This is a genomic window from Fimbriimonas sp. LA-C6 (genome assembly GCF_055398105.1).
Genome location: NZ_AP038796.1, coordinates 4,105,028 through 4,129,894, shown reverse-complemented (window position 1 = coordinate 4,129,894; position 24,867 = coordinate 4,105,028). Strand labels below are relative to the sequence as shown.

The following is a 24,867-nucleotide window of genomic DNA, read 5'->3' as shown; positions in this document are numbered from 1 at the left end:
ATGCGTTCTGAAGACCACTTCCAACAGGCCCTGGAATATAGCGAGCTTGCTCTGACGGCTACTGGCCCCGCGGAGGTCGCTCTTTTGCGCTTGGCGGTGGAGAGTTACCGGAAGTCGATTGCGTTGGGTGGTTTGGGGGCTGCTCCCTACTTTAACTGTGCGCTGGCTTTGAAGGTGCTGGCCGACTGCTGCGAGGCTGAGGAGGCTTTGGGGCTTCTTTTGGAGTCTGAGGCCATGTTTGAAACGGTGACTCAGATGAACGCCGGGGATGATGAGGCGTTTGACAATTGGGGAGTCAGCCTCTCTGCGAGAGGCGTTCTGACGTTGTCGCCGGAGCTTTTTGATCAGGCGATTGAGAAGTATCAGATGGCTTTGCGGATCAATCCGATGAGTCATGCCGCTTACTTCAATTGGGGCGTGACCTTGATTGAGCGGACTGAGATATCGGGCGAAGAGGATCCCGTTCGTTGGCTTCTGGAGGCTGAGCAGCTTTACGCAAAAGCGATTGAGCTCAAACCTGACTACGCCAAGGCGATCAACAATTGGGGATGTTCTTTGGAGGAGCGCGCCAAGTATGTGGAACCTGCGGAGGCTCTAGAGCTTTTGAAGCTGGCTGAGCAGAAGTACGAAGCGGTTTTACTCATTCGTGAGGAGGCGGATGCTTACTTTAACTGGGGCAATGCGCTCACTTTGCAGGGTGGAATCCTGGGTTCCATTGAGTTTTATGAGCAGGCGGTGTTGCGATATCAGCGGGCAGTGGAACTGAATCCTTATAAGTCTGAGGCGATGGCCAATTGGGGGATTGCTCTGATTGTGATGGCCAAGCTTTCTCCGCTGAAATCTGAGCTTTTCTTGCGGCAAGCATTCGAGAAGCTGTTGCAGGCCGAAGAGTTGAGCCCGGGTTCTTCCACTTACAACTTGGCATGTGTTTGCGCTTTGCTTGGGGAGGGGGAGCAGTGTTTACGCTGGTTGCAGGTTGCGAAGGAATTGGATAGCGATGGGCTGCTGGAGTTGTTGGAGGAGGATCCGGACTTCGATGGGGTGCGCGATGAAGCTTGGTTTCAGGAGTTTCTAGCCGCAGATTTCGAGTAGTTTTTGGACGGTATTCCAGTTGCGGCTGGTGTTGCTGGCTCCCAGGTGTTTCTCCATCATTTTGGAAGTGACTTTGGAGTGGCCGATGTCTTCGGGGAAGAACATGAAGACCTCTGTTCCGCCCGCTCTCACAAGCTCTGGGCCTGTGATGGCCGATTGTAGGGCTTCTACACCACCCGGAATTACGGGCTGTTTCATGAAAAGGATGAGGAGATGGTGGGGCGAGTGGGCTGCTTCTTCTGGGAAGGGGTTGCTGGCGACTGTGGCTCTTACGTGGTCTGCTGAGCGGACCATGAGGTCAACGGTGAATCCGAACTTGGTTAGGATCGCTTGTTCGAGTTGTTTTTCTAGCTCGGCAATGGAGGTTTGGTCGCTCTCGAAGACGGCGTTTCCTGATTGCAGGAGGGTTCGGGGTTTTTGCAGGCCGAGTTGTGACATCAACTCTCTCAGCTCGGCCATGGGGACTTTGTTCTTGCCTCCTACATTGATGCCTCGAAGAAACGCGATGTACGTGATCATGATAGGGTTATTATCGCTTTATTTCGCGAGCTTAATGGCGGTGAGGGTGCCGTTCTTTTCGAAGGTCTTGCTGTAGGAGACGGTGACGGTGGCCTTGAGATGTGGGAAGCCGGGGACTCGCACGGTTGGTGCGGATGAGTAGCCGGAGCCGCCATTGAGGATTCGGAAGCTTTTGATCTTGCCGTTTTCTACCGTCGCGGTTGCTCGGGCGGGGGTGGTGGGCCACATTTCGCCTCGGCCTGGGTTGTAGCGGTAGTAGTTGGAGACCGTGTCGAGGCGTTCGTTGGTGACGCCATATTTTCCGAGTGCGGAGAGGAGGGCGTGTTTGTTTCGGCGCACTTGCTCTGGCTCGGGCGCTCTGCCTGCGGAGGCTGGCGTGACGTGGGTGAAGGCTTCTCGGAACACCTGGGTGGGTACGCCGAGGGCAGCGGCGATGAGCACTACGGGGCGGCCTCTGTCTCTTGGGTCGGTGTTGAATCCACCTGTGAATTCGACTTCGACAGCCAAGGGCTGGATAGAGATGACGAGTGCGGACATGAGCGTGATCATTCTGGAGTCACTGTATCGGTTAGTTATTTGGAATTCGTTTAGGTGTGTGGCGGGTACCTCGTAAGACTACTTGGACGAATCTGATATAAAGTAATCGTATGCGTTATTTTGAGGAGACGAGGCAGTTGACGCCTGTGCCGAAGCCACGGGACAAGCGGGTGGCGGATGATCCGTTTGCGGTTCATCACTCCTCGGAGTCGCAGCATGTGAAGTTGCCTTCTAGCTCAGATCAGATGGTTCGCGTGCCTCGGGTGCAACCTCATCCTTTAGCAGCCGCTTTGCAGAACCCTTCCACACGTTTTCGGTTGCCTGAATTTAACAAGGTGAAGGCGGCTTATACGGACAAGGATCTCAAGATTCCGGAGTCGGTGATTCAGTCTCGAGTTGGCGAGTTGCTGGAGCGGATGGCACGCGAGAAGCGGTTGAAGAGCAGCGATCCTGTGCCTACTATTCTTGCGAGGATCTTCCCTAGCCCTGGGAAGCTTGATGAGGCGGAGTTCAACAAGGCGATTGATCCCGCTGATCGGAAAGAGATTTATATGAACCCTGCTGAGGCAGATTCGAAGGTGAAGCCGGTGGATCGCGCTGGTTTGAAAGGGTTCATTTCTGACTCTCAGAAGTTGATTCGTAATGCTCAGGCGGATGCGACGGGACTGAACGAGGTGTTTGGCGCGGAAGCGGCTAAGGCGAAGGCCAACTATGCCAAGGCGGATACGGCTTTGGATGAGGTCGCCAAGAACCTGGATCTGCACGTGACAACGGACTACAACTTAGACGACCCCGAGGTGAATCTTGGTGGGTGGGCCAACTTTTCGGATCAGAAGGTTCACTTCCTTGCCAGCGTGGTTCAGGCGAAGACGGCGGGGGATATTGCTGAGGCGAAGGTGACGATTGTGCACGAGTCGGCTCACTTATCCGATGGGTCAGTGATTGATCAGGGCTACTATGGGTCGCCTGGGTTTGAGTCGAAGCCGGAGACAACTAAAGTCGCGAATGCCGCGCACTATGAGGAGTTGCCTCGACGCGAGTTAAAGATCAGCAAGTTCCCGGGTGCGTTCACTCCTGGGGTGAAGAAGGGTGGGAAGAAGGCGACCCGCGAAGATTTGATTCAGGAAGCCGCTAGCGAGTATTTGCGCAAGGCTTGGGATGCGGGGGTTGATACCCATACTCTGATTCGCCAGTTGCGGTTGGAGTATTTGAGCGGGTCGACCTCGAACTTCACGAAGCGGAAGGCGTTCATTTTGGAGATTTCTAAGGTGATGGACTTGACGATTCACGAGCAGGCGGCTGGGAAGCAGCTTGTGACGACGTTGGACGTGACCTTGAGTGAGAGCGTGGCGCGGGCGGTTGGACTCATTGGGTCTCTGGCTAATAAGGTGCCCTTCCCTGCCCCTGGGAAGTTTACGGATCTTGAATTGCGCGACCAGATTATTGATGCTGCGGTGGTGAAGTATGGGAAGCTGCTTCAGGATCCGAAGCGTGACAAGGCGTTGTTAGACTGGCTTGTCACGCATTATCAGAGTGTTTTGTAGTTAGGCTCCGAGATCGAAGTTGTTGATGGATACGGTTGCGCCGGTTCCGTTGTTGAGCGAGATGGTGCCTGAGCCGTTGGTTTGCCAGGTTACCGTGGAGCCGTCTTGGAGGGAGCCCGTGCCCGAGCCATCCGCATTGAGCGTTAGGTTGACAGTGCCTGTGGAGCCGGTTGACGGGATGTTTGTGGTGGCTTGCAGTGTGTAGCCAGTACCGACCGTGGTGAGGACTACGTTTGAGAGATTGACCGTGGTTGAGCCGGAGACGACTGCAACTGACCCTGTAGCAACACCCGCATTGGTTGAGAGGGTGGGGGTCACGGTGAAGACTGAGTTGCCCGAACCTTCGGTGATGGCTCCCGTGAGCGAGCCTGGGACTCCGGTTCCGATGACGACGTTGATATTGCCCGAGAGGGGGCGGATTCCACCTGTGATGTTGAGGACCGTACTGAAGGTGGTTGGGTTGGCGCCGTTGGTGGACGTGTTTGTGGCGATGACGGTTCCGGCACCGATCGTACCGGCTGCGTCGGTGTAGTACGAGATGGTGGTGATGTTGCCGCTGAGGGTGGAGCGGGAGTAGAGATTTCCGTCAGAAAGGAGGGTGCTAATGGGACCCGATGTTAAGGGTGCGAGGATGGTGCTGGAGTAGGCCTGGTAGAGGCGGAGGCTCCGAATTGCTGCAACGTAGGCTGTTGTTGTGTTGTTGCTTGTGGTTGAATCGAGTGCTCCTCCGCACCCTCCAACTGTGAGTGCCATGGCGAGAGTAATCGCTGTGAGCGAGATGGGCTTAAACTGCTTTCTTGTCATTGCACGAGTCGTCCGTATTGCCGTTTCGGCACGTTTCCTCGGTAGACGGAGCTCGAAAATTGATGTTCAGTTAGCCTGGGGATTCTAACACTTAACTGTCACGGTGGCGCGTCATTCTGTTGCAACAATATTGAGTACTTACATCTCTATTTTATGGGCTGTTTTTGAATAATTTTAGAGTTCTGAAAGGTTGTTTTATATAAGTGACACGCGTTCATCTTGCTAATTCACGATATTCGTACTTTAGATAGATAATTTTCTATGAATACGATTTACATTTCCATGTTATATTCTTAACATGTCGTATCGCAGAGCATTTACTCTCATCGAACTGCTTGTTGTAATCGCTATTATCGCTATCCTTGCCGCTATTCTTTTCCCTGTGTTTGCGCAGGCCAAGGAGGCCGCTAAGAAGACTCAGTGTCTCAGCGGATCGAAGGAGGTTGGACTCGCCTCGAACATGTATATGAACGACTATGACGACATGTACATGGCTTGGGCAGCTCTGTCACCCGCTGTTAATGGTGGTGACACCGACTTCATGTCGCCTGACGCACAGGTGATGCCTTATATTAAGAACGATCAGATTTGGCACTGCCCCGATGACACCATTGCGCGCAAGCCGACCTGGGCCGTTCCGTTCAATGATGGTAAGTACCGTGACAAGGCGATCATGCGCTCTTATCAGTACGTTGGACCGATCTATACCGTAGAGGGTGGCAGCTTCCAGAACGACCCGAACACGGGTGCATTTACTTGGGTAGACCAGGGGTCCTGGACTTCTACTGGTCGCTCAGGCACATCCATGAGTGAGTCTGCGAACACCGTGGTTTGGCTTGAGGTTTGGCCTGTGACTATTGATGATCCTTACGTGGGCGGTATTTGGGGCTCCGGATTCATTGACTGTGATACGTCGAAGCTTGCGGGTCGAAAGCGCGGTTCAAGCAATCCTGACGATCAGGCTCCTCCTGCTTGCGGTGGTGCGTATGACAGCGATCCGACACCTGGACACAGCAAGATGTACACCAACTGCTCTTTTGCCGATGGACACTCGAAGTCTTTGACTTGGTCGCAGATGCGGCACAACGACTTTGCGGTCTTCAAGGCGCAGAAGTCGACTCAGACGTTCGTTCCGTAGGCGGTCGTCGATACGTCAACCAACCGGGTATGGCAGGAATCCCTGCCCGGTTTTGTTGTGATTTAGGGTCACTGGTTGGCGAGGTGTCAAAATGAGCTTGATGCCTAGCAAATCCGCGTTGCCTCCTAAGAACATCTCTGCCAAGATTCTTTCACTTGGGGATATTGCTGGGACGTTTGTTTTTGCTTTGGAGGGGGCTAGTCTTGGGGCGCGGCACCATTTGGATTTGTTGGGGCTGGTGGTGATTGCTTTTGTGACCGGGCTTGGTGGGGGGATTATTCGGGATGTGTTGATTGGCGATGTGCCTCCTCCTGGAATTCACGACTGGCGTTATGGGGTCACGGCTTTTGTGGCTGCGGTGACGGTGCTTTTCACCTTCCGGATGGGTTCGATTATTCCTGAGTCGTCGCTGGTGTATTTGGATGCGGCTGGGCTTGCGCTTTTTGCGGTGACTGGAGCTGCGAAGGCGCTTCGGTGTGGGATTTCCGTGTTTATGGCCGCGCTGATGGGGACGGTGACTGGGGTGGGCGGGGGCGTGATTCGTGACGTGCTGCTTTCGAGCGTGCCGCACATCTTGCAGTCGGATATTTACGCGTTGGCTGCGTTTGCTGGGGCTTGCGTGGTGGTGGTGGGGCATCGGGCCAAGTTGCGGCCCGATGCTTGTGCTGTGGTAGGTGGGCTTGTTTGCTTTGGCCTACGGATGATTAGCTACCACAACCACTGGAACTTGCCGACGCCTTAGCGTGGCTCGTTGTAGACGGCGAACTCGGCGATGTGCGGGCTCTCGTGTTGGCTCTCGATCACAAGTCGGATTTTGGATGCGGCCGTCCTGGGGATGGAGTGCATCTGGACTCGGCTTGGGGTTTTGCCTTCGGCGACGGTTAGCCATTCCGTGCCCGTCCAGGTTTGGAACTTGTAGCTGTCGATTCGGCTTACCTTATAGTCATCGAACCGTCCGACTGGTTCAACTAGGACGAGGGTGTTGAAGGCTGTTGTGTGCTTGAACGTGATTTCGAGCCAGTTCTCGCCTGTTCGTCCGGGGTACCAAGTGGAGCCGAAGCTGCCGTCGTTGGCCAGGTCTGCGCCGACGGTGTCGGGGGATGCGCTGGCGTGGATGATCTGGTTGAGCGCCAGGTTCGGGGTGGTGATGACGATGGAGGGGTCGAGCCTTGGTGCGGGGCCTTCGTGCTTCCAGGCTCTGCCGATCTCGGCTAGCCGGGCGACGATGTTGGGAGCGAGCTTGCCTTCTCGGTTCGGTGCAGCGTTCAGGATGAGGTTGCAGTGGCGCTTGTTTTGTGGGATGAGCCACTCTTCGACGATCTGTTTGGTTGCTTTGAGTTCGGCCGTTGCGTCGCTCTGCTTCCAGAACCAGCCGTCGGTGAGAGTGACGCAGGACTGCGCCGGGATGGCGCTGTCGTTGGGCAGGGCTTGGCCTGCGTTTTGCTCGAACGCCTTAATGTCGGAGTAGTACAGTGCTGAGCTTGGGTACTGGCTGGCGTTGAGCTCTGAGATGAGGCAGTTGGGTTGGAGCTTTTTCACGAGAGCATAGATCTCGTGGAAGGGGACTTCGCTGTAAGGGATTCTGCTCCAGGGGGCGTCCCAGCCATCGAAGATGAGGACATTGATTTCGCCGTAGTTGGTGAGCAGTTCGGTGAGCTGATCTTTGATGCGCTGGATCTTTTCGGGTGTGACGTTGTGGTGACGGATATCGCCTCGGAGATCGAGGATGGAGAAATAGAGTCCTACCTTCAGGCCATGCTTGCGGAACGACTCAGTGTAGGCCTTGACCACGTCAATCTTTTTGGGTGTTTTAAGGATGCTGTCGCTTTTCGTTTTGGTGGGCCAGATGCAGAAGCCGTCGTGGTGTTTGGTGGTGAGACAGCCGTAGGTCATGCCGGCTGATTTTGCAGCACGTGCCCATTGGTCAGTGTCGAGATCTGTTGGGTTGAAGGCTTCGGTTGGGCCAGTTGGATCGCCCCACTCTAGGTCTTGAAAGGTGGCCATGTTGAAGTGGAGGAACATGCCGAAGCGAAGGTCGACGAACTCTTGTTGCAGTTGCAGGAGCGGCTTGTCGGCTCGGTAGGGTTTCTGCGGCTGCTTCATGAGACTCTCTGGCACCTTGGGCATCACGGAAACGAGGGCTGCGGCTGCCATGGATTGGCAAAACTCTTTTCTAGTAGGCATGTTACGGGTTCCAATGCTCGATTGACGTCGTCATCGCTTCGAGGTAGGATCATTGTGACGACCAGCAATCGGAATTTGAGTTGGAAGAAATCGTCATCACTGGTATGAATCCGCAATGAGTCTTCTCTGGGACATTCCGCTTGGATCGCCTCCTCATGTTGTGAACATAGGGAGAAACGCTCATGGGTTTGAGGAGATGGACCGGTTTTGCCTGCCCGACCTGTGGAGTTTGCACCTTTACGGGTACGAGGCTTCCCTTCGGTTGGATGATCATCCCTTGCCGATTCGGCCAGGGTACATGGGGATTACGCCGCCTGGCAAGACGCTAGAGACGCACTACTACGGGATCTCCGTGCATATCTATGTGCATTTTCGGCTGGAGGCTGGGAGTGAATCCGTGCGGCAGATCCTTGCCATGCAGGACTTGGCGGAGGAGTACGACTCGATTTATAAGCGGGTTTACAGTGTTGCGGGGCTGCTGAGTTCGGAGCCGGAGCGGGTGAATGCGCGGATATGGGACCTGCTTTGGGATCGGGCGGTGGTCCAGAAAACGTTGCATACGGGAAGCGAGATTCATCCTGCTGTTCGCATGGCTACCGAGATCATTTCTCGGGACCTATCGCATCCGATCAGTGTGGACAAGCTTGCTCAGGAGGTGGGTGTTTCTTACAGCTACCTGGCGCGGTTGTTTCAGGATGCGTTTGGGGAGACGGTGGTCGCCTACGTTCGAAACCGCCGTTTAGAGCGTGCGGTTCACCTGTTGGAGCGTTCAACGCTGCCAATCAAGGCGATTGCTGCTTCGGTGGGCATTCCCGATTTGCAGCATTTCAATAAGGCTGTGCGGTTGCGTTTTGGTAGGAGTCCTCGTTCGATTCGAGAATTCCCCTCTCATGTAAAAAATCGTCCTCCGCTGCTTTCAGGGGAGGACGATTCGAGAATTGGGTTTCGGAGAGATTAGCTCTTGCGCTTGCGTCGGATGACACCAAGGAGTCCAAGTCCGAGTGCTGCAATGCTTGCTGGCTCTGGAGTTACCGCTGCTGTGGTGGTCGTTCCGATAGAGCCGCTTAGTCCGTTGCCAAAGCCTCGGATGTCTGCTGCGCTGTAGTAGCCGCCTGGGTTATTCCCGTCTGCAATGCTCTTGGAAAGGAAGGATGTTTCGGTGATGCCAGTGCCCGTGATGCTGTAAACGCTGGTTGTACCACCGCTCAATCTTCCACCGTTATTTGGGGTGGGAAATGTGAAGCTAATGTCAAAGAGACCACCTTTGATCTGTGCTCCACCGTTGAGTGAATTGTTGGAGTGCGAGACCGCTGCAGTCTTACCAGCAACATTTCCAATACTGAGTGAGGAGTTTGAAGTGGTGTTGAACAGCCAGGTCGACACATAATTGCTGCTTGGCATGTTGTTCGTCATGGTCAGTCGAACAGTGCCAGTGGAAATCGTCTCGAAGGTTGCCGTGAGAAATGGCTGGGTGCCGGTTGGGGTCGAACCATTGATAGTTACACCCAAGTTGAATACCACGGAAGCGGGGGCAAATGCTGCCAGGCTCAACGATAGTGCGCCTGTAATAAGTAATTTAGATTTCATGTACCGTTATCTCCCAAACTCCCCTATGGCATCAAGACACTGTAGGGTTGCCGAAGAACTTAAACTATACATAAGACGCGCATCATCCATCCATTGAAAGCTATCACTGGACACCAAATAGCCTGAAATACAGCATCAATACGGGTTGTGTTTGTGTGCATCAAGCAGCTTTTTGCTATTTTTCTGCATTATTGATGAGATCACCTAAAATGCTTGCTTTGCACTTCTAATAGGTTACCGTGCGACACTATAGTCTTCCTCATATTTTAGAATCCGAAAAGAGTTGCTTTTGTCCTATCCCGTAGACTTTGTGGAGTGCTTCTTCGACGCTTGGTTCGCCTAGGAGATTGATCTTGATTTCGCTCCAAAGGGAGTTGTTTGTAAATGCTCCGAGAAGCTGCGCGAGCTTGGCGTCTCCTCCCAGTTGGTGAAGATGGTGGACGAGTTGGAGCGATTGGACGTAGGCTTCGCCTGCGTGGGCTAGGCCTTGGGAGTCTCGGCGATCGACATCGAAGGCTGCGTTAATTTCGATGGGGTCCATCCAGACAGTTGGTGTGGTGAGCGGGGCTCCTTCCATCAGTTGAGCCATGCCTTCGTCAAGCCAGTGAGGGATTCGGCTGGCGGTCAGATTGTGAGTGATCACATGCGTGAACTCGTGGGCGATGACACGAGAGAGGCTGTCCGGGTGGATGGCTGCTTGGTGCGGGATGCAGATTTTGTCGTAGGGGTGCTTGTCGATGCAGTAGCCGTAGCGCGCACCATGCCACGGAGCATCGACTTCTTCCAGCAAGACGGTAGTCAGAACGGGCATCGAAAAGTCCCAGCCTAGGCGTTTGGCGACCGTTCTGCAGGCACCTTCGATGGCTTCGATATGGTTTTGGTGGAGGGCGAACTCTGATTCGGCGAACTCAATGGAGAGCCACGAGTTGATCTTCTTGATCTCGGCAGCCTCTCGGGTGAGAGCTTCCCCTTCGATCATTCGGTACCAGCGCAGAGCTGCGCCGCCAAAGCCTGCACCGAGACTCTCGGCCACCGCAAAGGCTTCGGGCAGTTTGTCCCAGTAGTAGGCTTCTATGGCCTCGTGCCATTCCCCATTTTGGCCAATGCTGCCGTACCGAGCAGTGAGAGGGGTGTAGGGTCTGGACTGGGACGATGCCATTCCCTATTATGGGATTGAAGCTTCCCCAACATGTTGGGGAAGCAGGGGATTTACTTGTAGCCTTTCCAGACCCATTCGAGTGCTGCGGGGAGCGTTTGGCGCACCACGCGACCGTCGACGTGATAGGCGTCATAGGCGTACACGAACAGGTAGGGGTAGCGCTTCTCTTTGAGGGCTGCTGCCGTTCGAATGTTTGCCATTGGCCAGTTGTGGTAGGTCGATTCTGGGTCTTGGTATCGCAGGTCCTTCTCGCCCACTTCCATCCAGATGCGGAGCGGCTCGCGCTTTTGCTCTCGGATGAAATGATCGTGGTATTCCCAGGCTCCGTGTGGGGACTCTGGGTTGAATGGGGACTGCTGATTGACGAACGTTCCTGAGTAGGAGAGCACTCGGTGATAGAGGTCTGGGTGGTACCAGGCCATGGAGAGTGCGCACGCACCGCCAGAGCTACCGCCCATGGTCATTCGGCCATTGGGGTTCTTGGTGAAGTTGACTTTGTAGTCGCGGGTGATGCGGGGGAGCACTTCGGTCTCGACGAACTCTGCGTATCGGCCGGACATCGTGTCGTACTCCAGACCGCGCTGGCTTCCTTGTGCATCTCCACCACCCGAGTCGATCATGATGGCGACCATGGCTGGCAGGCGGTGATCATGGATCATGTTGTCCAGGATGGTCGGGATTTCGCCCTGCGCCATGCTGTCTTGCGAGATCATGAAAGGTGCCTGTGTTCCGGGTTTGTATTGACTGGGGACGTAGACCGTGACGCGACGTGTGTAGGGCACAACCTGACCTGGCGCCGACTTGGCGATGCCCGGGTAGATCTTGCTGTCTCGTGAGTCCATCGTGAAGTGGTAGACGGAGCCCTTGGGGACTCCGTCTCGCTGCTTCAACTCGGGCGCATCGGAGAATGGCGGGGAGAGCGTGTAGTCTCCGTTACCTACTCCGGGGCTGTACACGCCGTACTTGGAGAGGTCGAACGTGGGTGCCTGGGGAGCTTCTGTAGCCGCTCCCGCCACCAGCAAACAATGGGTGATGCTCAGTAGTAATGTTGTCATCTTCGACTCTTGGCATACGCTACCTCATCGCGGGTACTTAGTAAAGCCCTTGTTTTCGCATCTTCACCATCGCCTTGAACGCGACACTTTCTTCTTCGGTGAATGCGGGAGTTGGTTCGGGGTCTAGTTCCATTTGTTCTTTGAGTGGGGCTGCTTCACGAATCATGACCTGGGCAAATGGCTCTGTGCTTCCGTGCGACATCCAGCTCATCATGCTGCTTAAGACCAGTTCCTTGAGATAGGCGAAACTGAAGCCATCTGTCTCTGCTCCGACAGCGTTAGCGTCGTCATCGCTCAGATGAAGGCTTTTATTGAGCGATGAGGTGAAGAACTGGAGGAAACGGCTTCGTTCCGTCAGGACTGGGAGCGAAAAAGTGTAGCGTCGGTCGAAGCGGCTGGGGCGGTTGACTAGGGCAGGGTCGAGCTTGGCTGGGTCGTTTGCTGAAGCAACGGCTAGGATTCCGGTGTTCTTGGCAAACCCATCCAGTTCGTTCAAAAAGAAGGACCTGTTTTCTGGGTTCACGAGGGTGTCCAAGTCTTCGAGGATTAGCATGGAAGGGGCATACTTGCGTGCTGTTTCAAACACTTTGGCGATGTTGTCGGAGTCGTTGGTGTATTCGGCGCTAAAGCTTCGGACGTATAGCGTGTTTAGCTTGAAATGATTTGCCAAGGCCTTGATCATGTGGGTTTTGCCGTTACCAGGGGGTCCCACGAAGATCATGCCGCGCTTCCAGGGCACTCCATGCTCTTCGTAGAGCGCACGCGAATCGAGCCACTGCTGGACGTCTGAGCGAATCTGTTCGGTCATGCCCGCTGGAAGGACGATATTGTCGAACGTGGAGCTTTGGATGTTCTCGAACAGCTTTTGTTCGTAGCGCCAGCAGCCACCCTGGAACACCAGGACAGCGCCATCTAGGGTCTGGCTGAACTCTTCAAGGGCGAGTAGAAAACGGCAAACTTCTTCCTGAGACTTTCCGATGAACAGTACGGATGCCTTTCGGTGATAGCCCTCTTGGATGTAGATTTTCACAAACTCGAAGGTTGATTCTTTCCATTTGATGATCCACCAGGAGGCGGTCGGAGTTAGTTCTAGCTCGCCTTCTTCAACGGAGAGATAGAAATCTTGGTCGAACTCTGGATGAGGCAGCAGTTCGCAATTGCCTTTGGCGGCGTAACGCGCACAGTCGGAGTAGGGGTCGGCTACTTCGCCCACAAAGTGGCCGGGCATGGCTTCTCGCACGGCTGAACTGAGACCGCGACGGATTGCATCCGTCGGCAACGATAAGACTTTTTCTACAATCCGATTCCGATCCATGAGTCGGTTTTACCGTCTTGTTGGCCCATTCAGAGTAGAAAGTCCTTGCTATGCTCTTGCCGTATCAGTGGCAAGAGCACGTTGTGTTTAGGCTAGTTTGTTGGTTTGGTGAGTAACCAGTAGTATTGGTCCAGCGGCGAGAGGTTTAGGCTGCTTCCATCCGCGTACTGTCTCGGGTATTTGAGAATGTCGCCTAGCGTGTTGCTGGTGAAGCAACTGAGAGAGTAGTTCGCGGTGGAACGATCCGTTACTTGAACCTTCATGGCCTTTGAGTGGCCGTCTAGCCAGCCAATGCTTGCGTAGCCACCGTGTCTGCCGTGGACATAGCCGCTGGAGGATCCGGGGAGTAGATAGACCGGAACCAACGCGCATGTGACCTTCTTGCGGTCACTGGCATCTGCCACGAGGATCGTTTCGGAGGTCTGCTCAACGGCACTGTAGTTGGCAGTTGTGTTGTTCACTCCATCGCCAAGATTGCCGTTGAGGGAGAGCCATCGGTTCTTGCCATAAACGCCGTCCACTTGGGAGGCAGCGGATGGGCAATCGGTAACTTTGAAACCTTTGAGGTAGGGGTAGATGAGCCCTTTTGTGGAATCGATGGTTCTTGTATTGGCATTGGATCCTGCGTACCAAGTGATGAGCCAATCATCCTGGTAGTAAGACCAGGTAGGGGCCATGCTGTCATCGGCGTCGTTGGCATAGAGCATCCAGCCAATTCCGATCTGCTTGGTGTTACTCAGACAACTTGTCTTTTTAGCTGCAGCCTTGGCTTGTGCGAAAACGGGAAAGAGGATCGCCGCAAGGATCGCGATGATTGCAATGACAACTAAGAGTTCAATAAGCGTAAAAGCACTGCGACGGTGGGAATCAATGCGTATGGGAGCATCTGGGAAAATATTCATCTTGGATACGGTTTAGGATATGACGGTTATCGCAAATAGTTTATGAAGGGTTAACACAGAACTCTCAATATCCAACGATTTCCGAGATATTATCGTTGAGTTCATGAAGAAATCTGATCCTCTGGAACTTCAGATCAAGAAAGATCGAGCGTTTGTGGCCGAGAGTTTCAAGTGGTCGAGGATTCTGCAAGGCTATTCGCAGGTAGAGGTTGCGAAGCGCTCTGGCCTCGGAGTGAGCACGATATATCAGATCGAGACCGGTAAACCTGTGCGGCTGTCGTCGATGCGGAAGCTATGTGAGGTGCTGGGCGATGAACTGGAAGACATCGTTTACCGCCGCGTGACGTTTCAGAGTGATACGGTCCGAACGCTTTTGCACACGAGTGACCGTGACACTTGGTTGGCTCCCATTGATGCCCGGCCTTCGGTACCTAGCGATAAGACTTCTCGGTTCAAAGATCCGGCTGAGCGTCAAAGACTGGGGAGCCAGGGGTTCATTCCTGCCTTCTTTTCCTTTCCCACCTTCATTTTGACCAGAGGACCCGGGCTTACAAAGATCGAGTTGTATCGGCGGTATCCGCATACCATTAATGAGGCGTATTACCGCCAGGGGACGTTGTATTGCATCTCTGGCTCGTGTGTGGCGCGAATCTCGGGCACCGATTCTAGGATAGAAGCTGGCGATATACTTGCGTTTGACAGCTCTAGTCTTGAGTACATAGAGCCATCGGAGGATCATCCTCCGTTGGAGCCGGTTCAGCTCATTTGGATTGGTGGTGATCGGGCGTCCCCAATCGATACAAAACTGCCTTAGCGGGCGTTTGGAACTTTACGGGGCGCTCGCTACGTCACTCTGCCAATGAGAAAAAGTCTGCAGATCTTTGCACTTCTTGGCATGGTTGCCTCTGCCAACTCTGCCGTTGCGTCGGATGTGAAACCGGGGTCCGAGGCTCCGGCTCTTGATGTGAAGACTTGGTACAAGGGCGAGCCGGTGAAGGCATTCGCGCCAGAGAAGATCTATGTGGTCGAGTTCTGGGCTACTTGGTGTGGGCCTTGTAAGGAGAGCATTCCTCACCTAACCAAGCTGGCACATGAGAACAAGGATGTGACGTTCATCGGAGTCTCCATCTGGGAGGATGACAAGGACAGTAACATCGCGCAGTTTGTGGCTCAGATGGGTGCGCAGATGGATTATCACGTGGGATATTCAGGAAACCAAGGCGGCATGGCGGAGTCTTGGATGAAGCCCTCGGGACAGAACGGCATTCCGAGTGCATTCGTTGTGAAGAACAACCACATTGCTTGGATTGGACACCCCATGGACTTGGAGAAACCGTTAGAGGAGATCAAGTCTGGGAAGTTCGATACTGAGAAGTTCTCCAAAGAGTACGACAAGCAGATTGAAGAGTTCCGTAAACAAGCAGCTATCCAGAAAGCAATTCAGACATGCGATGAGCTTTATCGAAAAGGTGATAAAGCTGAAGCTCGTAAGAAACTAGATCAGTTTGTGAAAGAGAATCCTACTGAGGCAAGTTCGGCCGAGACGTTGAAGTTTATGTGGCTCTCACGAGAGGATCTGAAGATATTCAAGGCGACTGCGTTGAAGTATCTGGAATCCAAAGATCGTAAGAAGTTACAAGATGTGCTGAGTTATGTGATTCGGCAGAGTGGCCAAGGTGGCAACGTTGAGATGGGGACCTTACTTCTGGAGGAAGCTTTGCGCGTAAGCAAGCGGCAAGAGCTACTGCCGTTGCAGTATGCGGCAGCGTTCTACAAGCGGCTTCACAAGAAGCGCGAGGCCCTGGATGCGGTGAATTCCATGCTGAGTCTCTGCGAGAAGTCTACGGACGGTAGTCTTGAAGAGATGAAGAAATCGCTTTTGAAACAGAAGTCCGAACTTGAGGCCAGTCTGAAATAAAGGCGCCGAATTGTCCTTTGATATAAGAAAAATATCGGGAACGGTTTCGGAACGTTCCCGGCTCGTTTGGTGTGGTAACAAGGGTAGGTGTCACCTACCACTATCCTTCAGCCTGGTGCCTTAGCACCGGAGTTTAGTCTGCATAGCACGCCAGACCAGCTCGTCTCGCTTTCGGAGTTCAAGGGTCAGAATGTGGTTTTGGCTTTCTACCCTGCGGATTGGTCTCCTGTATGTGGTGACCAGATGGCTCTTTACAATCAGATTCTGCCCGAGTTCCGCAAGTTAGGGGCGGAGTTGATTGGGATTTCGGTGGACGGAGTCTGGTGCCATAACGCCTTTGCAGCGGATCGCCATCTTCACTTCCCTTTGCTGGCGGACTTCGAGCCCAAGGGAGCTGTGTCTCGTCAATACGGAGTATTTCACGATGACAGCGGGACTTCTGAGCGGGCGCTTTTTGTGATCAATGGCGACGGCGTGATTGTATGGAGCTATCTGTCGCCGATGGGAGTTAACCCAGGTGCCGACGGCATTCTCCTCGCGTTAGAAGGACTGGTGGTTAAGTCATGAGCAACCTTACTCGTCCGGTTTCTGAAAGCGACCATATTGCGGGCAACCCAAATGCGGCGGTGACTCTGGTGGAGTACGGGGACTATCAGTGTCCTTACTGCGGCCAGGCGCATCCGATTGTGCAACAGATTTTGGCTCGGTTTGGGCACGAGATCCGGTTTGTGTTCCGCAACTTCCCTCTTTCCGAAATGCACCCCCGGGCACTGCATGCCGCTGCGGCAGCTGAGTTTGCCAGTGACCACGGCAAGTTTTGGGAGATGCACGATGCACTATTTGAGCGGCAGAAGCACTTGACGGACCACGATCTTTCGGCTTACGGTTCGGCATTAGGGCTGGACCCGGTGGATTTGGTTTCGGCGCTGGACGATGAGGGGATGTTGGGTCGAATTCAAGATGACTTCATGAGCGGCGTACACAGCGGAGTGAACGGGACGCCCACCTTCTTTATAGATGGTGTTCGCCATGATCGTTCTTGGGAGTTTCCTTATCTCTCGCTGGCGCTTCAAGAGGCGTTGGCGAAGGCATCACCGCCCGGAGAGCTTATATGAATGATGAATCGGTTTTGTCGGGTCAGTTCGAGAAGGCTTCTCAGGACAAGATAGCTTTTCCGACCCTTTCTGAGGCTGAGTTAAAGATCCTTGAGGCTTACGGTGAGGAGGCGGTTCTGCAGCACGATGAGCCGCTTTGGGAGGCTGGTGAGAGAGACTACTGCTTTTTCGCGATCTTAGAAGGCGGGTGTGTGGTTCGCGATGCTCAGAACACCGGGGTGCCCGTGGCTCATCATCACGCGGGGAGCTTTACTGGCGATGTTGATCTGATGACCGGTCGTCCGGCTCCTGTGAGTGGATATGCACATGGGACGACAAAGGTTCGTCGGATGTCTTCCCAGGACATTCGCGAGATTGTGCGTGTGGAGCAGGATCTGGGTGGCAAGATTTTGCTGGCGTTTATTCGGCGACGCGAGTATCTGCTGGAGTCTTCTGAGCACGGCGTGCTGATTGTGGGCAGCAGCTTTGACCCGGAGACGATGCGGATTCGAGAGTTTTTGGGCCGGAACCGGGTGGTCCACCGGTGGCGGCAGCCTGAAGATCCGACGACGGCTGAGATCATGGAGGCGTTTGATCTGACGGTTTCTGATACGCCGTTGGTTTTCCTGGGGCAGGGTCGGTTGGTGCATCCGACGATTGAGGAGTTGGCTGATAAGCTTGGCATTCGCCGGCAGACCGATAAGGACCAGTACGACCTCGTGATTGTTGGCGCTGGTCCGGCTGGGTTGGCAGCGGCGGTTTATGGTGCGAGCGAAGGGCTTTATACGTTGATGCTGGATCGGTCGGCACCAGGTGGGCAGGCATCTTGGTCTAGCAGGATTGAGAACTACATGGGGTTCCCGGAGGGGCTTACAGGGAGCGATCTCGCTGCTCGGGGGCTGATTCAAGCTCAGAAGTTTGGAGCGGAACTTTCGATCCCTGCGGACGTTGCTTCGATCGATTGCGACCCTGCGGGGCACCGGATTACTTTGACCACGGGCGATACGATTGGGGCGCGTGCGGTGATTATCGCGACGGGTGCGAAGTATCAGAAGCTGTCGGTTCCTGGCTTTGATCAGTTTGCGAATTCAGGGATCTACTATGCGGCTACTCGGTTGGAAGCTGGCTTCTGCGAAGACGCGGAGGTGGTGGTAGTCGGTGCGGGCAATTCGGCTGGACAGGCCGCGGTTTTCCTTTCTCAAAAGTGCAAGAAGGTTCGGCTGATTGTTCGTGGCGATCGACTGAATAAGGCGATGAGTGACTATCTGAGCTACCGGGTGGAGCAGATCAAGAACATTGAGGTCCACCTGGAGACGGAAGTGGCGGAGCTTAAAGGGGATGAGCGGCTCCAGACGGCTTTACTCCGTGGGAAGACGAACGAGGAGGTGCCTTGTGCGGGGCTGTTTGTTTTCATTGGAGCTACGCCCAATACGGAGTTCCTGAAGAACACGGTGGCGCTGGACCGAAACGGATTTATCCTCACTGGCGACTCGATGCGCGCCTACTGGGAGGAGACTCGGATTCCTTTCTATTTAGAGACGAGTTGTCCTGGAATCTTTGCGGCGGGAGATTGCCGTGTGGGTTCTGTGAAGCGAGTCGCGAGTAGTGTGGGTGAGGGCTCGATGGCGGTCACGTTTGTACACCGCATTTTGTCTCTGTAGAGTGAGTAGGTGCCAGTAAGCTTCCTTGCTAGCTGGCACCTACTTGGAAGTTACTTGTTCTTTCGTCGGCGCACGAGTAGGCCGCCGATCATGGTGGCGAGCACCGTCATGCTGGCAGGCTCTGGAACTGCATTGAACTTGCTTACCACTACCGAAACTCCGCCTCCGTTATCGTAGAGGCCGTTATCTGGGATGGCGAAGATCAGAGTTGTCGTATTGGCAAAGGTGTAACTTGATTGCTCCGTACCCGTAAAGCGACCACCCGTGTAGATCTTGCTCGAAGTGCCGCCGTTAACGAGGGCACTGTATGCCTGGTCTGCTGAATTCCATCCACCACCGTTCCAGCCAGGAGTGCTCCCAAAGTTTGGAATTCGTCCACCGATTGCGCCTGAGAATAGCTCAGGCTCAGACCAGTTTTGGGCCGCTGAAGAATCGAAGACGAAATAGTCCGTGACCCATGGATTGTTGTAGGTCCACGCTGTGTAGATCTGTGAAAGCTGTGTGCTGTCGAGCGTTGGGAACAACTGCGATGCATCTTTAGGATTGACGGTTTGGAACGTGTATGTTCCCGGGTCAACTGTTAACGACAAGAGGTGGCCGTTCACGGCAAATGGTTGGTACCACTGGTTCTGACCAGAGCCATAGTTACCGGCACCGTCATTTCTTGCATCGATATTGACGATGGACGTACCTGCTGGCAGGTTGGTTGAGATGACGGTCCCGGCATGGGCTGCACCGGCAGCGACCATGAGACTAAGAGCAACGATTCCCTTCTGACTAAAAATGTTCATATAAATCCTCGCAGAACTGTTATACAGAGGATTTCGAAACAGTTAGTGGTAGTAAGACGCATCTAGTGGTAGTATTTTTCGTATGTCAAGCGACGTCCGATGGGCCATTGCGAGCCTTCCCAAGCCTCCAAACCGTATCTTTGCGGGTGCTGGGGACCTCACCGAGCACCACCGAAACTGGACTCAAGATTCAAGACTTTGGATGCTCATTTACTACCACCATTGTAACGCCGTGACGATATCGAGCCACACCTATGCTGTTGAACCTGGTGATATTGCTGTGATGCCTCCGGGTGCCCCTTGTAGCCATTCGATTGTGGGTGACAACTACCGGTTTGACTATCTTGGATTTGGTTTTGAGGAGGTCACAGGGATTCGTGCAGCGATTCCTCATGTCTCTCGGAAGATGGAGTGGATTTTGCCGAATTTGCGGAAGGCATCAAACCGGGTGGTAGACACTCCTGCTCCGTGCCAGGCGTTTATCTGGAATTTTCTCTGGCTTGTTGGTCAGAGTCCGAGTTTGTTTCGGGAACGGGAGTCGCTTTATGAGGCTGAGGACTTCATCAGTCGTAACCTGCAGCGGAAGTTCACCGTGGTTGAATTGGCCGAAGCGTGCGGCGTTTCGGCGCGGACGCTACTAACGATGTTTCGGCAGGAACATGGTGTGACGATTCAGGAGTACGTCTTGAGGAAACGCGTTCAAGAGGCTTCAAGATTGCTTCTCAATTCTAACCTTCCGATTAAAGAGGTTGCGAATCGAGTCGGGATGAGTGATTTGCAGTATTTCAACAAGACAATGCGGGCTATCTCTGGACTTGCGCCTACTAAGTTAAGAGAACAGAAATAGAATGATTGGCTTTTCCTTTGTTGTTAAGAGGACTAGAATGTTCTCATGCGATACATCGTTTCTACTCTTTTCCTTGCTGGGCTTATGGTTACCGCCCAGGCAGATGATCTTAAGAAAAACCTCGAAAGTATGAACAAGAAGGTCTGTTCTGCTCTACTGCATAAAGATGTTGCGAAGTTTGAGAAGATCGTGGGGGCTATGGTGACTCCAGACTTTAAGTACATCGAGTCCGGCCAGACGATGGGATTCGACAAAATGGTTGCTGGCATGAGAATGGGCCTGAGCGGAATGGAGAAGATCACTAAGGCTGAAGCGAAGACGGTGAAGCTCGTTATCAAGGGTAATACGGCTACCGCTACCACTGCGCACACGATGTCGGGCATCATGCTTGGCCCTGATAAGAAGAAACATGTGATGACCTTCTCGGGTATGAGCACGGACGTACTGAAGAAGGTGGGTGGCGTCTGGAAGCTGGCGAGTATGACTTGGGGTAAGCAATCGATGAAGCAAGACGGAAAGTAGATTCCGTGAACTAACTTCCATTCTGGTGTTGTCAAGAAGGTGAGACTAGGATGGAAGATTCGACCCAATCAGACCGGCTGAAGGTAGCTCACGAGCTTGTAGGGGCGCTTGAGACGCTCGTCAAGTTGTCTGAGGAGTCTCACGAGCAGTTGGTGGAGACTAGGCGAAGTCATGCGGCTCAGCGTGGACACGTGGAACGGGCTTTGAAGGACTTTGTTGAAGGGTCTTTGAACTCGCTTCACGGTCTTGGCAACGAGATAATGAATAGACCAGGGAGTTCCTTGGAGGGTGTACACTCCAGGTCGGTCAGGACGGAGACAGCCTATTTGGAGGTGTTCCGAACTCTGATGTGCCTATACGAGTGGTCAGACGCGCGTGAAGTTGCCGACAAAGTGTTCACGAACGTTTCTAACGTTAGACTGTCCAACTTAGACCCTGGTCCAAGTTCTTTGCCGAGTGGAATTCCGCCCATTAAGGTCCCCGACGATTCGATCGTGAATCCGGAAGAGCGAAAGAAAGAGTATGTGAAATCCGTGCTGGAGCGCAGCATGCACTTCAGTTCAGGGTTTGAACCCCGTTTACAGTTTTTGGAAGAGCAATCTCCACGAAACCGTGAGCTTCTCGTTGAGGCTTTGGAAACTGCCAAGCTACTCGTCGTCGCTTGAGACACCGAGGAGCTTTTTGAGGCGCTCCTTCTCTTCCCTTTCTTTCATTCGCGCTTTCACGTCTTCCAGGTAGATCACGCTCCTTTCCTCTTCTCGAAGTTTCACTGCCCTAAGTTCCCGGCTGTGTTTGAGGTCTCGGAGGAACTCCCCGAAACGCACGCCCCCTGTGTTGGCGAGATGCGTGTAGCAGGAAAACACACCCATTAGGGCGAAGATGATGAAGAGCTGCTTGTCGTAGATGACGCCACACACCAGCGTGATTGGGGCGATGATGAGGCCGATGTGAGCGGCGAGCCTTCTCGCTTTGAATTCGGGGATCTTGAACTGGAGAATAGCCGCCAATGCGTTCCCTCCATCAAAAGGAAGCATCGGGAGGAGGTTTGCGAATCCTAAAAGGAGGCTGATGCGGCCGATTTCCTGCAAGATGAAAATCTGTAGTTGTGGTTCGCTCAGCGGGTCTAGGGGATTGTAGGCGTACTTGCCGATCAACAATCCGAGGGCCGCAATCATGAAGGTCACAGCCGGTCCTGCAAGCGTGATGATCAAGCTTTGAGTTGCTGAACGGTAGCCGCTGGAAGTGGCGAACCCTCCGAACCCGTGGAGCATGATGGACAGACCTCGGAGTTTGTAGTGCTTTGCGGTGAGGGCATGACCGAGCTCGTGCGCGAGGATGGACAGGACGATGAGAACCTCGAACTCAAGGGCGTGAGGGAAATCCCAGCCTGAGGGCATGTGACCCACTGCTATGAGGAAGAACAGGAGGGAGATATGCAATCGAATCGGAATGCCGAAAAGATGGCCCGCGCGTATTGAGTAATCCAACAGAGCATTGAGTCGATTCATACCGTTCACTTCGCAGAGAAAGACATTATGCAGTGTAGTTGGATCTATCAGTTTGAAGTTAGAAAACGCGGTTTGAAGCTTATGCTCGCTCTGCGCTGGTACATTTATCGACGGCGCTGACGGATGTTGGCATGCAGCTATGAAGACGCTACAGAAACTCTTTTCCAAGAACCGCGAGTGGGCTGCACGGGTCAACGCGGCAGATCCGACATTCTTCAAGAACAGCGCGACCGAGCAAGCACCGAAGATCCTTTGGATCGGGTGTGCCGATAGCCGAGTGCCAGCGAACGAGATTGTGGACTTGCCTTCCGGTGAGCTTTTTGTTCACCGAAATGTCGCGAACTTGGTGATTCACACGGACTTTAACTGTCTTTCTGTTCTGCAATACGCGGTGGAACGCTTGAAGGTGGAGCATGTGATTGTTTGCGGCCACTACGGGTGCGGTGGCGTTAAAGCTGCTTCAGAACCTCAGCAGCTTGGGTTGATTGACAACTGGTTGCGGCACATTCGCGACGTGTACAGCAAGTACGACACCCAGCTAGCGAACCTTTCTGATGAGAAACGGTTGGATCGATTGTGCGAGCTGAACGTGATTGAGCAGGTTTATAACGTTTGTCACACCACCATCGCGCAGCATGCATGGCAAAACAATCAGCCGCTCTCCGTCCATGGTTGGATCTACTCCATGGAGACTGGACTGCTGAAAGACCTTGGGGTCACGATTGATAGTATTGACGAGATCGAGCCGATCTACAGCACGGCTCATCAGCGTTCTGAAGAGTAGAAAGAGGCCATGAGATCATGGCCCCTTCTCGTATTACTGAGTCTTTACCGTGTCTGTTGAACCAGAGCCGGTAGGTCGGAACAACACCCGTCCTTGATCGTTTGCGTAGATCGGGTGAGCTACTTTGAAGGTCACGTGTCCGGCCAGTTTTCCAGTGGCAGTTATCACCGGAACCGACACTTTTAGAGGACCGGAGCGTGGAAGCGGTTTGTTGAACCAGACTTCGTCCCCACTGGCGTTTGAAGGAAGTGTGCCAGTCAGGCCGGGTGAGAAGATTGCCTTATGACCCACCAGGTTGATGTGACTTTGTGGGTTCGATCCTGGCTTTCCGCCCCCGGTCCAAACCGCGATCACGCCTGATTTTCCTACGATGAGGGCTTTGAATGTGATGGAGATTCCGGCGAGCTGTTGCGTCTGACCATCTGATGCCAGCTGCTCCGCAAGCGTCTTTCGAAGCGCAGGATAGTCGCACCAGTCGTGCTTTATCGCTTTGGGCGGATCAAAGGTGGAATCTGAAATGTCGGTTGGGTAGTCGTAATACTCCCTCTCTGTCAGCTCGCCTCCAAGCGTGAGCACGTCACGTCGAACGGGTAGGCCGCTCAGTGGATCGATATAGAGATCAAACTTCACGTTATTGAATGCCAGATGATAGACGTCGACGAGTTTGCCATCTTCAGCGACGCTTGCTTGGACACCTGTTAGTTTGCCGCCGGGGATCTTGAGATAGTCTTCGATGGTTTCCCGAGGAAGTTTCGACGGAATCGTGTCGTCGATGAAGGCGGAACCTACGGAGTCTGCGATGAACATTCGTTTGCCGTTATAACCTGACCATCGTGTGATTCTGTCGGATTGGTGAGAGACCAGGGAGAACTTGGCACCTTCCTCCCAGATCTCGTTGACCACGTTGAGGTGACCGTTGCCGTCTGGCCGGAGGTCCCGAGTGTGTCGGGTGGACTGGCTCCGATATGCTTCGGCCATGCGGTGGATAGCCGCTGCATTGGCAACATTGGGCTTCAGGAGCAGGAGTGCAGTGAGCGCTCCGACCGCCGTGAGGGCGGCTCCGGCACGAAGTGCCGTCAGGATATTGGATGATCGTCGGGGTGCAGTAGATGACTGTAGTGTTGCGAATGCTCTAGCGGTTTGCTCGACACATCGCTCTTGCGGCTGCTCATTTTGCAGCTTTGAAATTTCGTTGGAGATCCAGTGATCACTAGAGGACTGCTCGATTGGGTTCATGGTGTGTTACCTCCGATCCATCTTCAAGAAAGCGGCGTAGATTGCGCCGTGCATAGAACAAACGAGCCTTGACTGTCCCAACGGGGACACGGAGTACTTGGGCGACTTGTTGGACGGAGAGCTCTTCCACTTCGTGGAGAATGAATGCCTCTCGGTGCTTATCGGAGAGACTAGCGAGGGCTGCCAGGAGCGATTCACCTTCCACAAGCGCGCCATAACCTGGTTCATGGATTGCTTCGTTATGGGGGAGTTGAGAGGTCTGCTTCCGTCGCCGCTTCCATTGTAGGTACTCATGGAAAGCGATTCGGTGGAGCCAGGTTTTGAGTCCCGAGTTACCTCGGTAGGTTTCGATCTTGGTGCGGGCCACCAGGAAGGATTGCTGTGTTAAGTCCTCCGCATCCTCGACACTTCGGGTGAGGTGTCGCATGAGCCGGAACACAGCTGGATAGTGCGTTCGCACAAAGCGTTCGGCTATCTCGGACTCGCCTGCCGCGATTCGTTTGGCTGTTTCTAGGTCGTTCATTGCTTCCTATGCATTCGTCTTGAGAATGGAACGCCTAGATAGATGCTGGTGAGCAGAGTTTGGTTGAATACGACAGATAAATTACTTGGTATGGGGTCAAGAGATCACCTGTAGAATGATAGGGCGTTCCATTTACCTCCATGTTGG

Annotated in this window: 27 protein-coding genes; 14 read left to right on the top strand and 13 right to left on the bottom strand. The window is 53.7% G+C overall.

Annotation, left to right across the window (positions count from 1 at the left end; genetic code table 11):
• Complete coding sequence (locus ACZ51B_RS19065) at window positions 1-1,092, top strand: TPR end-of-group domain-containing protein (protein ID WP_464294930.1); 1,092 nt, start codon at window positions 1-3, stop codon at window positions 1,090-1,092.
• On the opposite strand, the gene ACZ51B_RS19060 is transcribed toward ACZ51B_RS19065, so the two are convergent.
• A complete protein-coding gene (locus tag ACZ51B_RS19060) occupies window positions 1,072-1,611 on the bottom strand; it encodes a DUF1697 domain-containing protein (protein ID WP_464294929.1) in 540 nt (179 codons plus the stop codon). The genes ACZ51B_RS19065 and ACZ51B_RS19060 overlap by 21 nt on opposite strands.
• 18 nt (window positions 1,612-1,629) lie before the next feature.
• Window positions 1,630-2,148, bottom strand: coding sequence for a hypothetical protein (locus tag ACZ51B_RS19055; protein ID WP_464294928.1), 519 nt, complete (start codon window positions 2,146-2,148; stop codon window positions 1,630-1,632).
• 110 nt (window positions 2,149-2,258) lie between these two features.
• On the opposite strand from ACZ51B_RS19055, the gene ACZ51B_RS19050 reads away from it, so the two are divergent.
• Window positions 2,259-3,692 carry a hypothetical protein gene (locus tag ACZ51B_RS19050; protein ID WP_464294927.1) on the top strand — a complete coding sequence of 478 codons (1,434 nt, stop codon included), beginning with the start codon at window positions 2,259-2,261 and terminating at the stop codon, window positions 3,690-3,692.
• On the opposite strand, the gene ACZ51B_RS19045 is transcribed toward ACZ51B_RS19050, so the two are convergent.
• Window positions 3,693-4,496 (bottom strand): hypothetical protein, encoded by an 804-nt coding sequence (locus ACZ51B_RS19045; protein WP_464294926.1) that lies wholly within the window; start codon window positions 4,494-4,496, stop codon window positions 3,693-3,695. It abuts the gene before it with no gap.
• 298 nt (window positions 4,497-4,794) lie between these two features.
• On the opposite strand from ACZ51B_RS19045, the gene ACZ51B_RS19040 reads away from it, so the two are divergent.
• Both ACZ51B_RS19040 and ACZ51B_RS19035 read left to right on the top strand, forming a co-directional pair.
• Window positions 4,795-5,634, top strand: a complete 840-nt coding sequence (locus ACZ51B_RS19040) for a prepilin-type N-terminal cleavage/methylation domain-containing protein (RefSeq protein WP_464294925.1) — start codon at window positions 4,795-4,797, stop codon at window positions 5,632-5,634.
• A 91-nt stretch (window positions 5,635-5,725) separates the two neighbouring features.
• On the top strand, window positions 5,726-6,376 hold the full coding sequence (locus ACZ51B_RS19035; RefSeq protein ID WP_464294924.1) for a trimeric intracellular cation channel family protein: 651 nt from the start codon (window positions 5,726-5,728) through the stop codon (window positions 6,374-6,376).
• Here the strand turns inward: ACZ51B_RS19035 and ACZ51B_RS19030 are convergent.
• Window positions 6,373-7,818: an alpha-L-fucosidase gene (locus ACZ51B_RS19030; protein ID WP_464294923.1), complete on the bottom strand. Its 1,446-nt coding sequence runs from the start codon at window positions 7,816-7,818 to the stop codon at window positions 6,373-6,375. The genes ACZ51B_RS19035 and ACZ51B_RS19030 overlap by 4 nt on opposite strands.
• Before the next feature lie 115 nt (window positions 7,819-7,933).
• Between ACZ51B_RS19030 and ACZ51B_RS19025 the strand changes: the two genes are divergently transcribed.
• A complete protein-coding gene (locus ACZ51B_RS19025) occupies window positions 7,934-8,776 on the top strand; it encodes a helix-turn-helix transcriptional regulator (protein WP_464294922.1) in 843 nt (280 codons plus the stop codon).
• On the opposite strand, the gene ACZ51B_RS19020 is transcribed toward ACZ51B_RS19025, so the two are convergent.
• The 5 genes from ACZ51B_RS19020 to ACZ51B_RS19000 form a co-directional block, all read right to left on the bottom strand.
• On the bottom strand, window positions 8,773-9,405 hold the full coding sequence (locus tag ACZ51B_RS19020; RefSeq protein WP_464294921.1) for a PEP-CTERM sorting domain-containing protein: 633 nt from the start codon (window positions 9,403-9,405) through the stop codon (window positions 8,773-8,775). The two genes, ACZ51B_RS19025 and ACZ51B_RS19020, sit on opposite strands and share 4 nt — an antisense overlap.
• 259 nt (window positions 9,406-9,664) lie before the next feature.
• Window positions 9,665-10,564, bottom strand: coding sequence for a peptidase MA family metallohydrolase (locus tag ACZ51B_RS19015; protein ID WP_464294920.1), 900 nt, complete (start codon window positions 10,562-10,564; stop codon window positions 9,665-9,667).
• Window positions 10,565-10,614: 50 nt separating this feature from the next.
• The gene (locus tag ACZ51B_RS19010; protein WP_464294919.1) at window positions 10,615-11,619 is read right to left on the bottom strand and encodes an alpha/beta hydrolase; all 1,005 of its coding nucleotides are present in this window, start codon (window positions 11,617-11,619) and stop codon (window positions 10,615-10,617) included.
• Between the two features lie 37 nt (window positions 11,620-11,656).
• Window positions 11,657-12,934: an AAA family ATPase gene (locus ACZ51B_RS19005; RefSeq protein WP_464294918.1), complete on the bottom strand. Its 1,278-nt coding sequence runs from the start codon at window positions 12,932-12,934 to the stop codon at window positions 11,657-11,659.
• A gap of 92 nt (window positions 12,935-13,026) precedes the next feature.
• Complete coding sequence (locus ACZ51B_RS19000) at window positions 13,027-13,836, bottom strand: prepilin-type N-terminal cleavage/methylation domain-containing protein (protein WP_464294917.1); 810 nt, start codon at window positions 13,834-13,836, stop codon at window positions 13,027-13,029.
• Window positions 13,837-13,939: 103 nt separating this feature from the next.
• On the opposite strand from ACZ51B_RS19000, the gene ACZ51B_RS18995 reads away from it, so the two are divergent.
• From ACZ51B_RS18995 to ACZ51B_RS18975, 5 genes are all read left to right on the top strand, one after another.
• A complete protein-coding gene (locus tag ACZ51B_RS18995; protein ID WP_464294916.1) occupies window positions 13,940-14,650 on the top strand; it encodes a helix-turn-helix transcriptional regulator in 711 nt (236 codons plus the stop codon).
• 45 nt (window positions 14,651-14,695) lie between these two features.
• Window positions 14,696-15,754, top strand: a complete 1,059-nt coding sequence (locus ACZ51B_RS18990; RefSeq protein ID WP_464294915.1) for a redoxin family protein — start codon at window positions 14,696-14,698, stop codon at window positions 15,752-15,754.
• Window positions 15,755-15,841: 87 nt separating this feature from the next.
• On the top strand, window positions 15,842-16,321 hold the full coding sequence (locus tag ACZ51B_RS18985) for a redoxin domain-containing protein (RefSeq protein ID WP_464294914.1): 480 nt from the start codon (window positions 15,842-15,844) through the stop codon (window positions 16,319-16,321).
• Window positions 16,318-16,869: a DsbA family protein gene (locus ACZ51B_RS18980; protein ID WP_464294913.1), complete on the top strand. Its 552-nt coding sequence runs from the start codon at window positions 16,318-16,320 to the stop codon at window positions 16,867-16,869. The genes ACZ51B_RS18985 and ACZ51B_RS18980 overlap by 4 nt, the downstream gene beginning before the upstream one ends.
• Window positions 16,866-18,509: an FAD-dependent oxidoreductase gene (locus ACZ51B_RS18975; RefSeq protein WP_464294912.1), complete on the top strand. Its 1,644-nt coding sequence runs from the start codon at window positions 16,866-16,868 to the stop codon at window positions 18,507-18,509. Before ACZ51B_RS18980 ends, ACZ51B_RS18975 begins: the two co-directional genes overlap by 4 nt.
• Before the next feature lie 50 nt (window positions 18,510-18,559).
• Here ACZ51B_RS18975 and ACZ51B_RS18970 read toward each other — a convergent pair whose 3' ends face one another.
• Window positions 18,560-19,300: a PEP-CTERM sorting domain-containing protein gene (locus ACZ51B_RS18970; protein WP_464294911.1), complete on the bottom strand. Its 741-nt coding sequence runs from the start codon at window positions 19,298-19,300 to the stop codon at window positions 18,560-18,562.
• Window positions 19,301-19,382: 82 nt separating this feature from the next.
• On the opposite strand from ACZ51B_RS18970, the gene ACZ51B_RS18965 reads away from it, so the two are divergent.
• From ACZ51B_RS18965 to ACZ51B_RS18955, 3 genes are read left to right on the top strand one after another with little or no spacing between them, the layout of a single operon-like run.
• The gene (locus tag ACZ51B_RS18965) at window positions 19,383-20,147 is read left to right on the top strand and encodes a helix-turn-helix domain-containing protein (RefSeq protein WP_464294910.1); all 765 of its coding nucleotides are present in this window, start codon (window positions 19,383-19,385) and stop codon (window positions 20,145-20,147) included.
• 45 nt (window positions 20,148-20,192) lie between these two features.
• Window positions 20,193-20,669 carry a nuclear transport factor 2 family protein gene (locus tag ACZ51B_RS18960; protein ID WP_464294909.1) on the top strand — a complete coding sequence of 159 codons (477 nt, stop codon included), beginning with the start codon at window positions 20,193-20,195 and terminating at the stop codon, window positions 20,667-20,669.
• 50 nt (window positions 20,670-20,719) lie between these two features.
• A complete protein-coding gene (locus tag ACZ51B_RS18955) occupies window positions 20,720-21,334 on the top strand; it encodes a hypothetical protein (protein WP_464294908.1) in 615 nt (204 codons plus the stop codon).
• Here ACZ51B_RS18955 and ACZ51B_RS18950 read toward each other — a convergent pair.
• Window positions 21,317-22,177: a site-2 protease family protein gene (locus ACZ51B_RS18950; protein ID WP_464294907.1), complete on the bottom strand. Its 861-nt coding sequence runs from the start codon at window positions 22,175-22,177 to the stop codon at window positions 21,317-21,319. The two genes, ACZ51B_RS18955 and ACZ51B_RS18950, sit on opposite strands and share 18 nt — an antisense overlap.
• A 139-nt stretch (window positions 22,178-22,316) precedes the next feature.
• Between ACZ51B_RS18950 and can the strand changes: the two genes are divergently transcribed.
• On the top strand, window positions 22,317-22,961 hold the full coding sequence (gene can, locus ACZ51B_RS18945; RefSeq protein ID WP_464294906.1) for a carbonate dehydratase: 645 nt from the start codon (window positions 22,317-22,319) through the stop codon (window positions 22,959-22,961).
• Window positions 22,962-22,994: 33 nt separating this feature from the next.
• Here can and ACZ51B_RS18940 read toward each other — a convergent pair whose 3' ends face one another.
• Both ACZ51B_RS18940 and ACZ51B_RS18935 read right to left on the bottom strand, forming a co-directional pair.
• Window positions 22,995-24,197 carry a hypothetical protein gene (locus tag ACZ51B_RS18940; RefSeq protein WP_464294905.1) on the bottom strand — a complete coding sequence of 401 codons (1,203 nt, stop codon included), beginning with the start codon at window positions 24,195-24,197 and terminating at the stop codon, window positions 22,995-22,997.
• Window positions 24,172-24,720, bottom strand: a complete 549-nt coding sequence (locus tag ACZ51B_RS18935) for an RNA polymerase sigma factor (RefSeq protein WP_464294904.1) — start codon at window positions 24,718-24,720, stop codon at window positions 24,172-24,174. Before ACZ51B_RS18935 ends, ACZ51B_RS18940 begins: the two co-directional genes overlap by 26 nt.
• Window positions 24,721-24,867 lie beyond the last annotated feature (147 nt).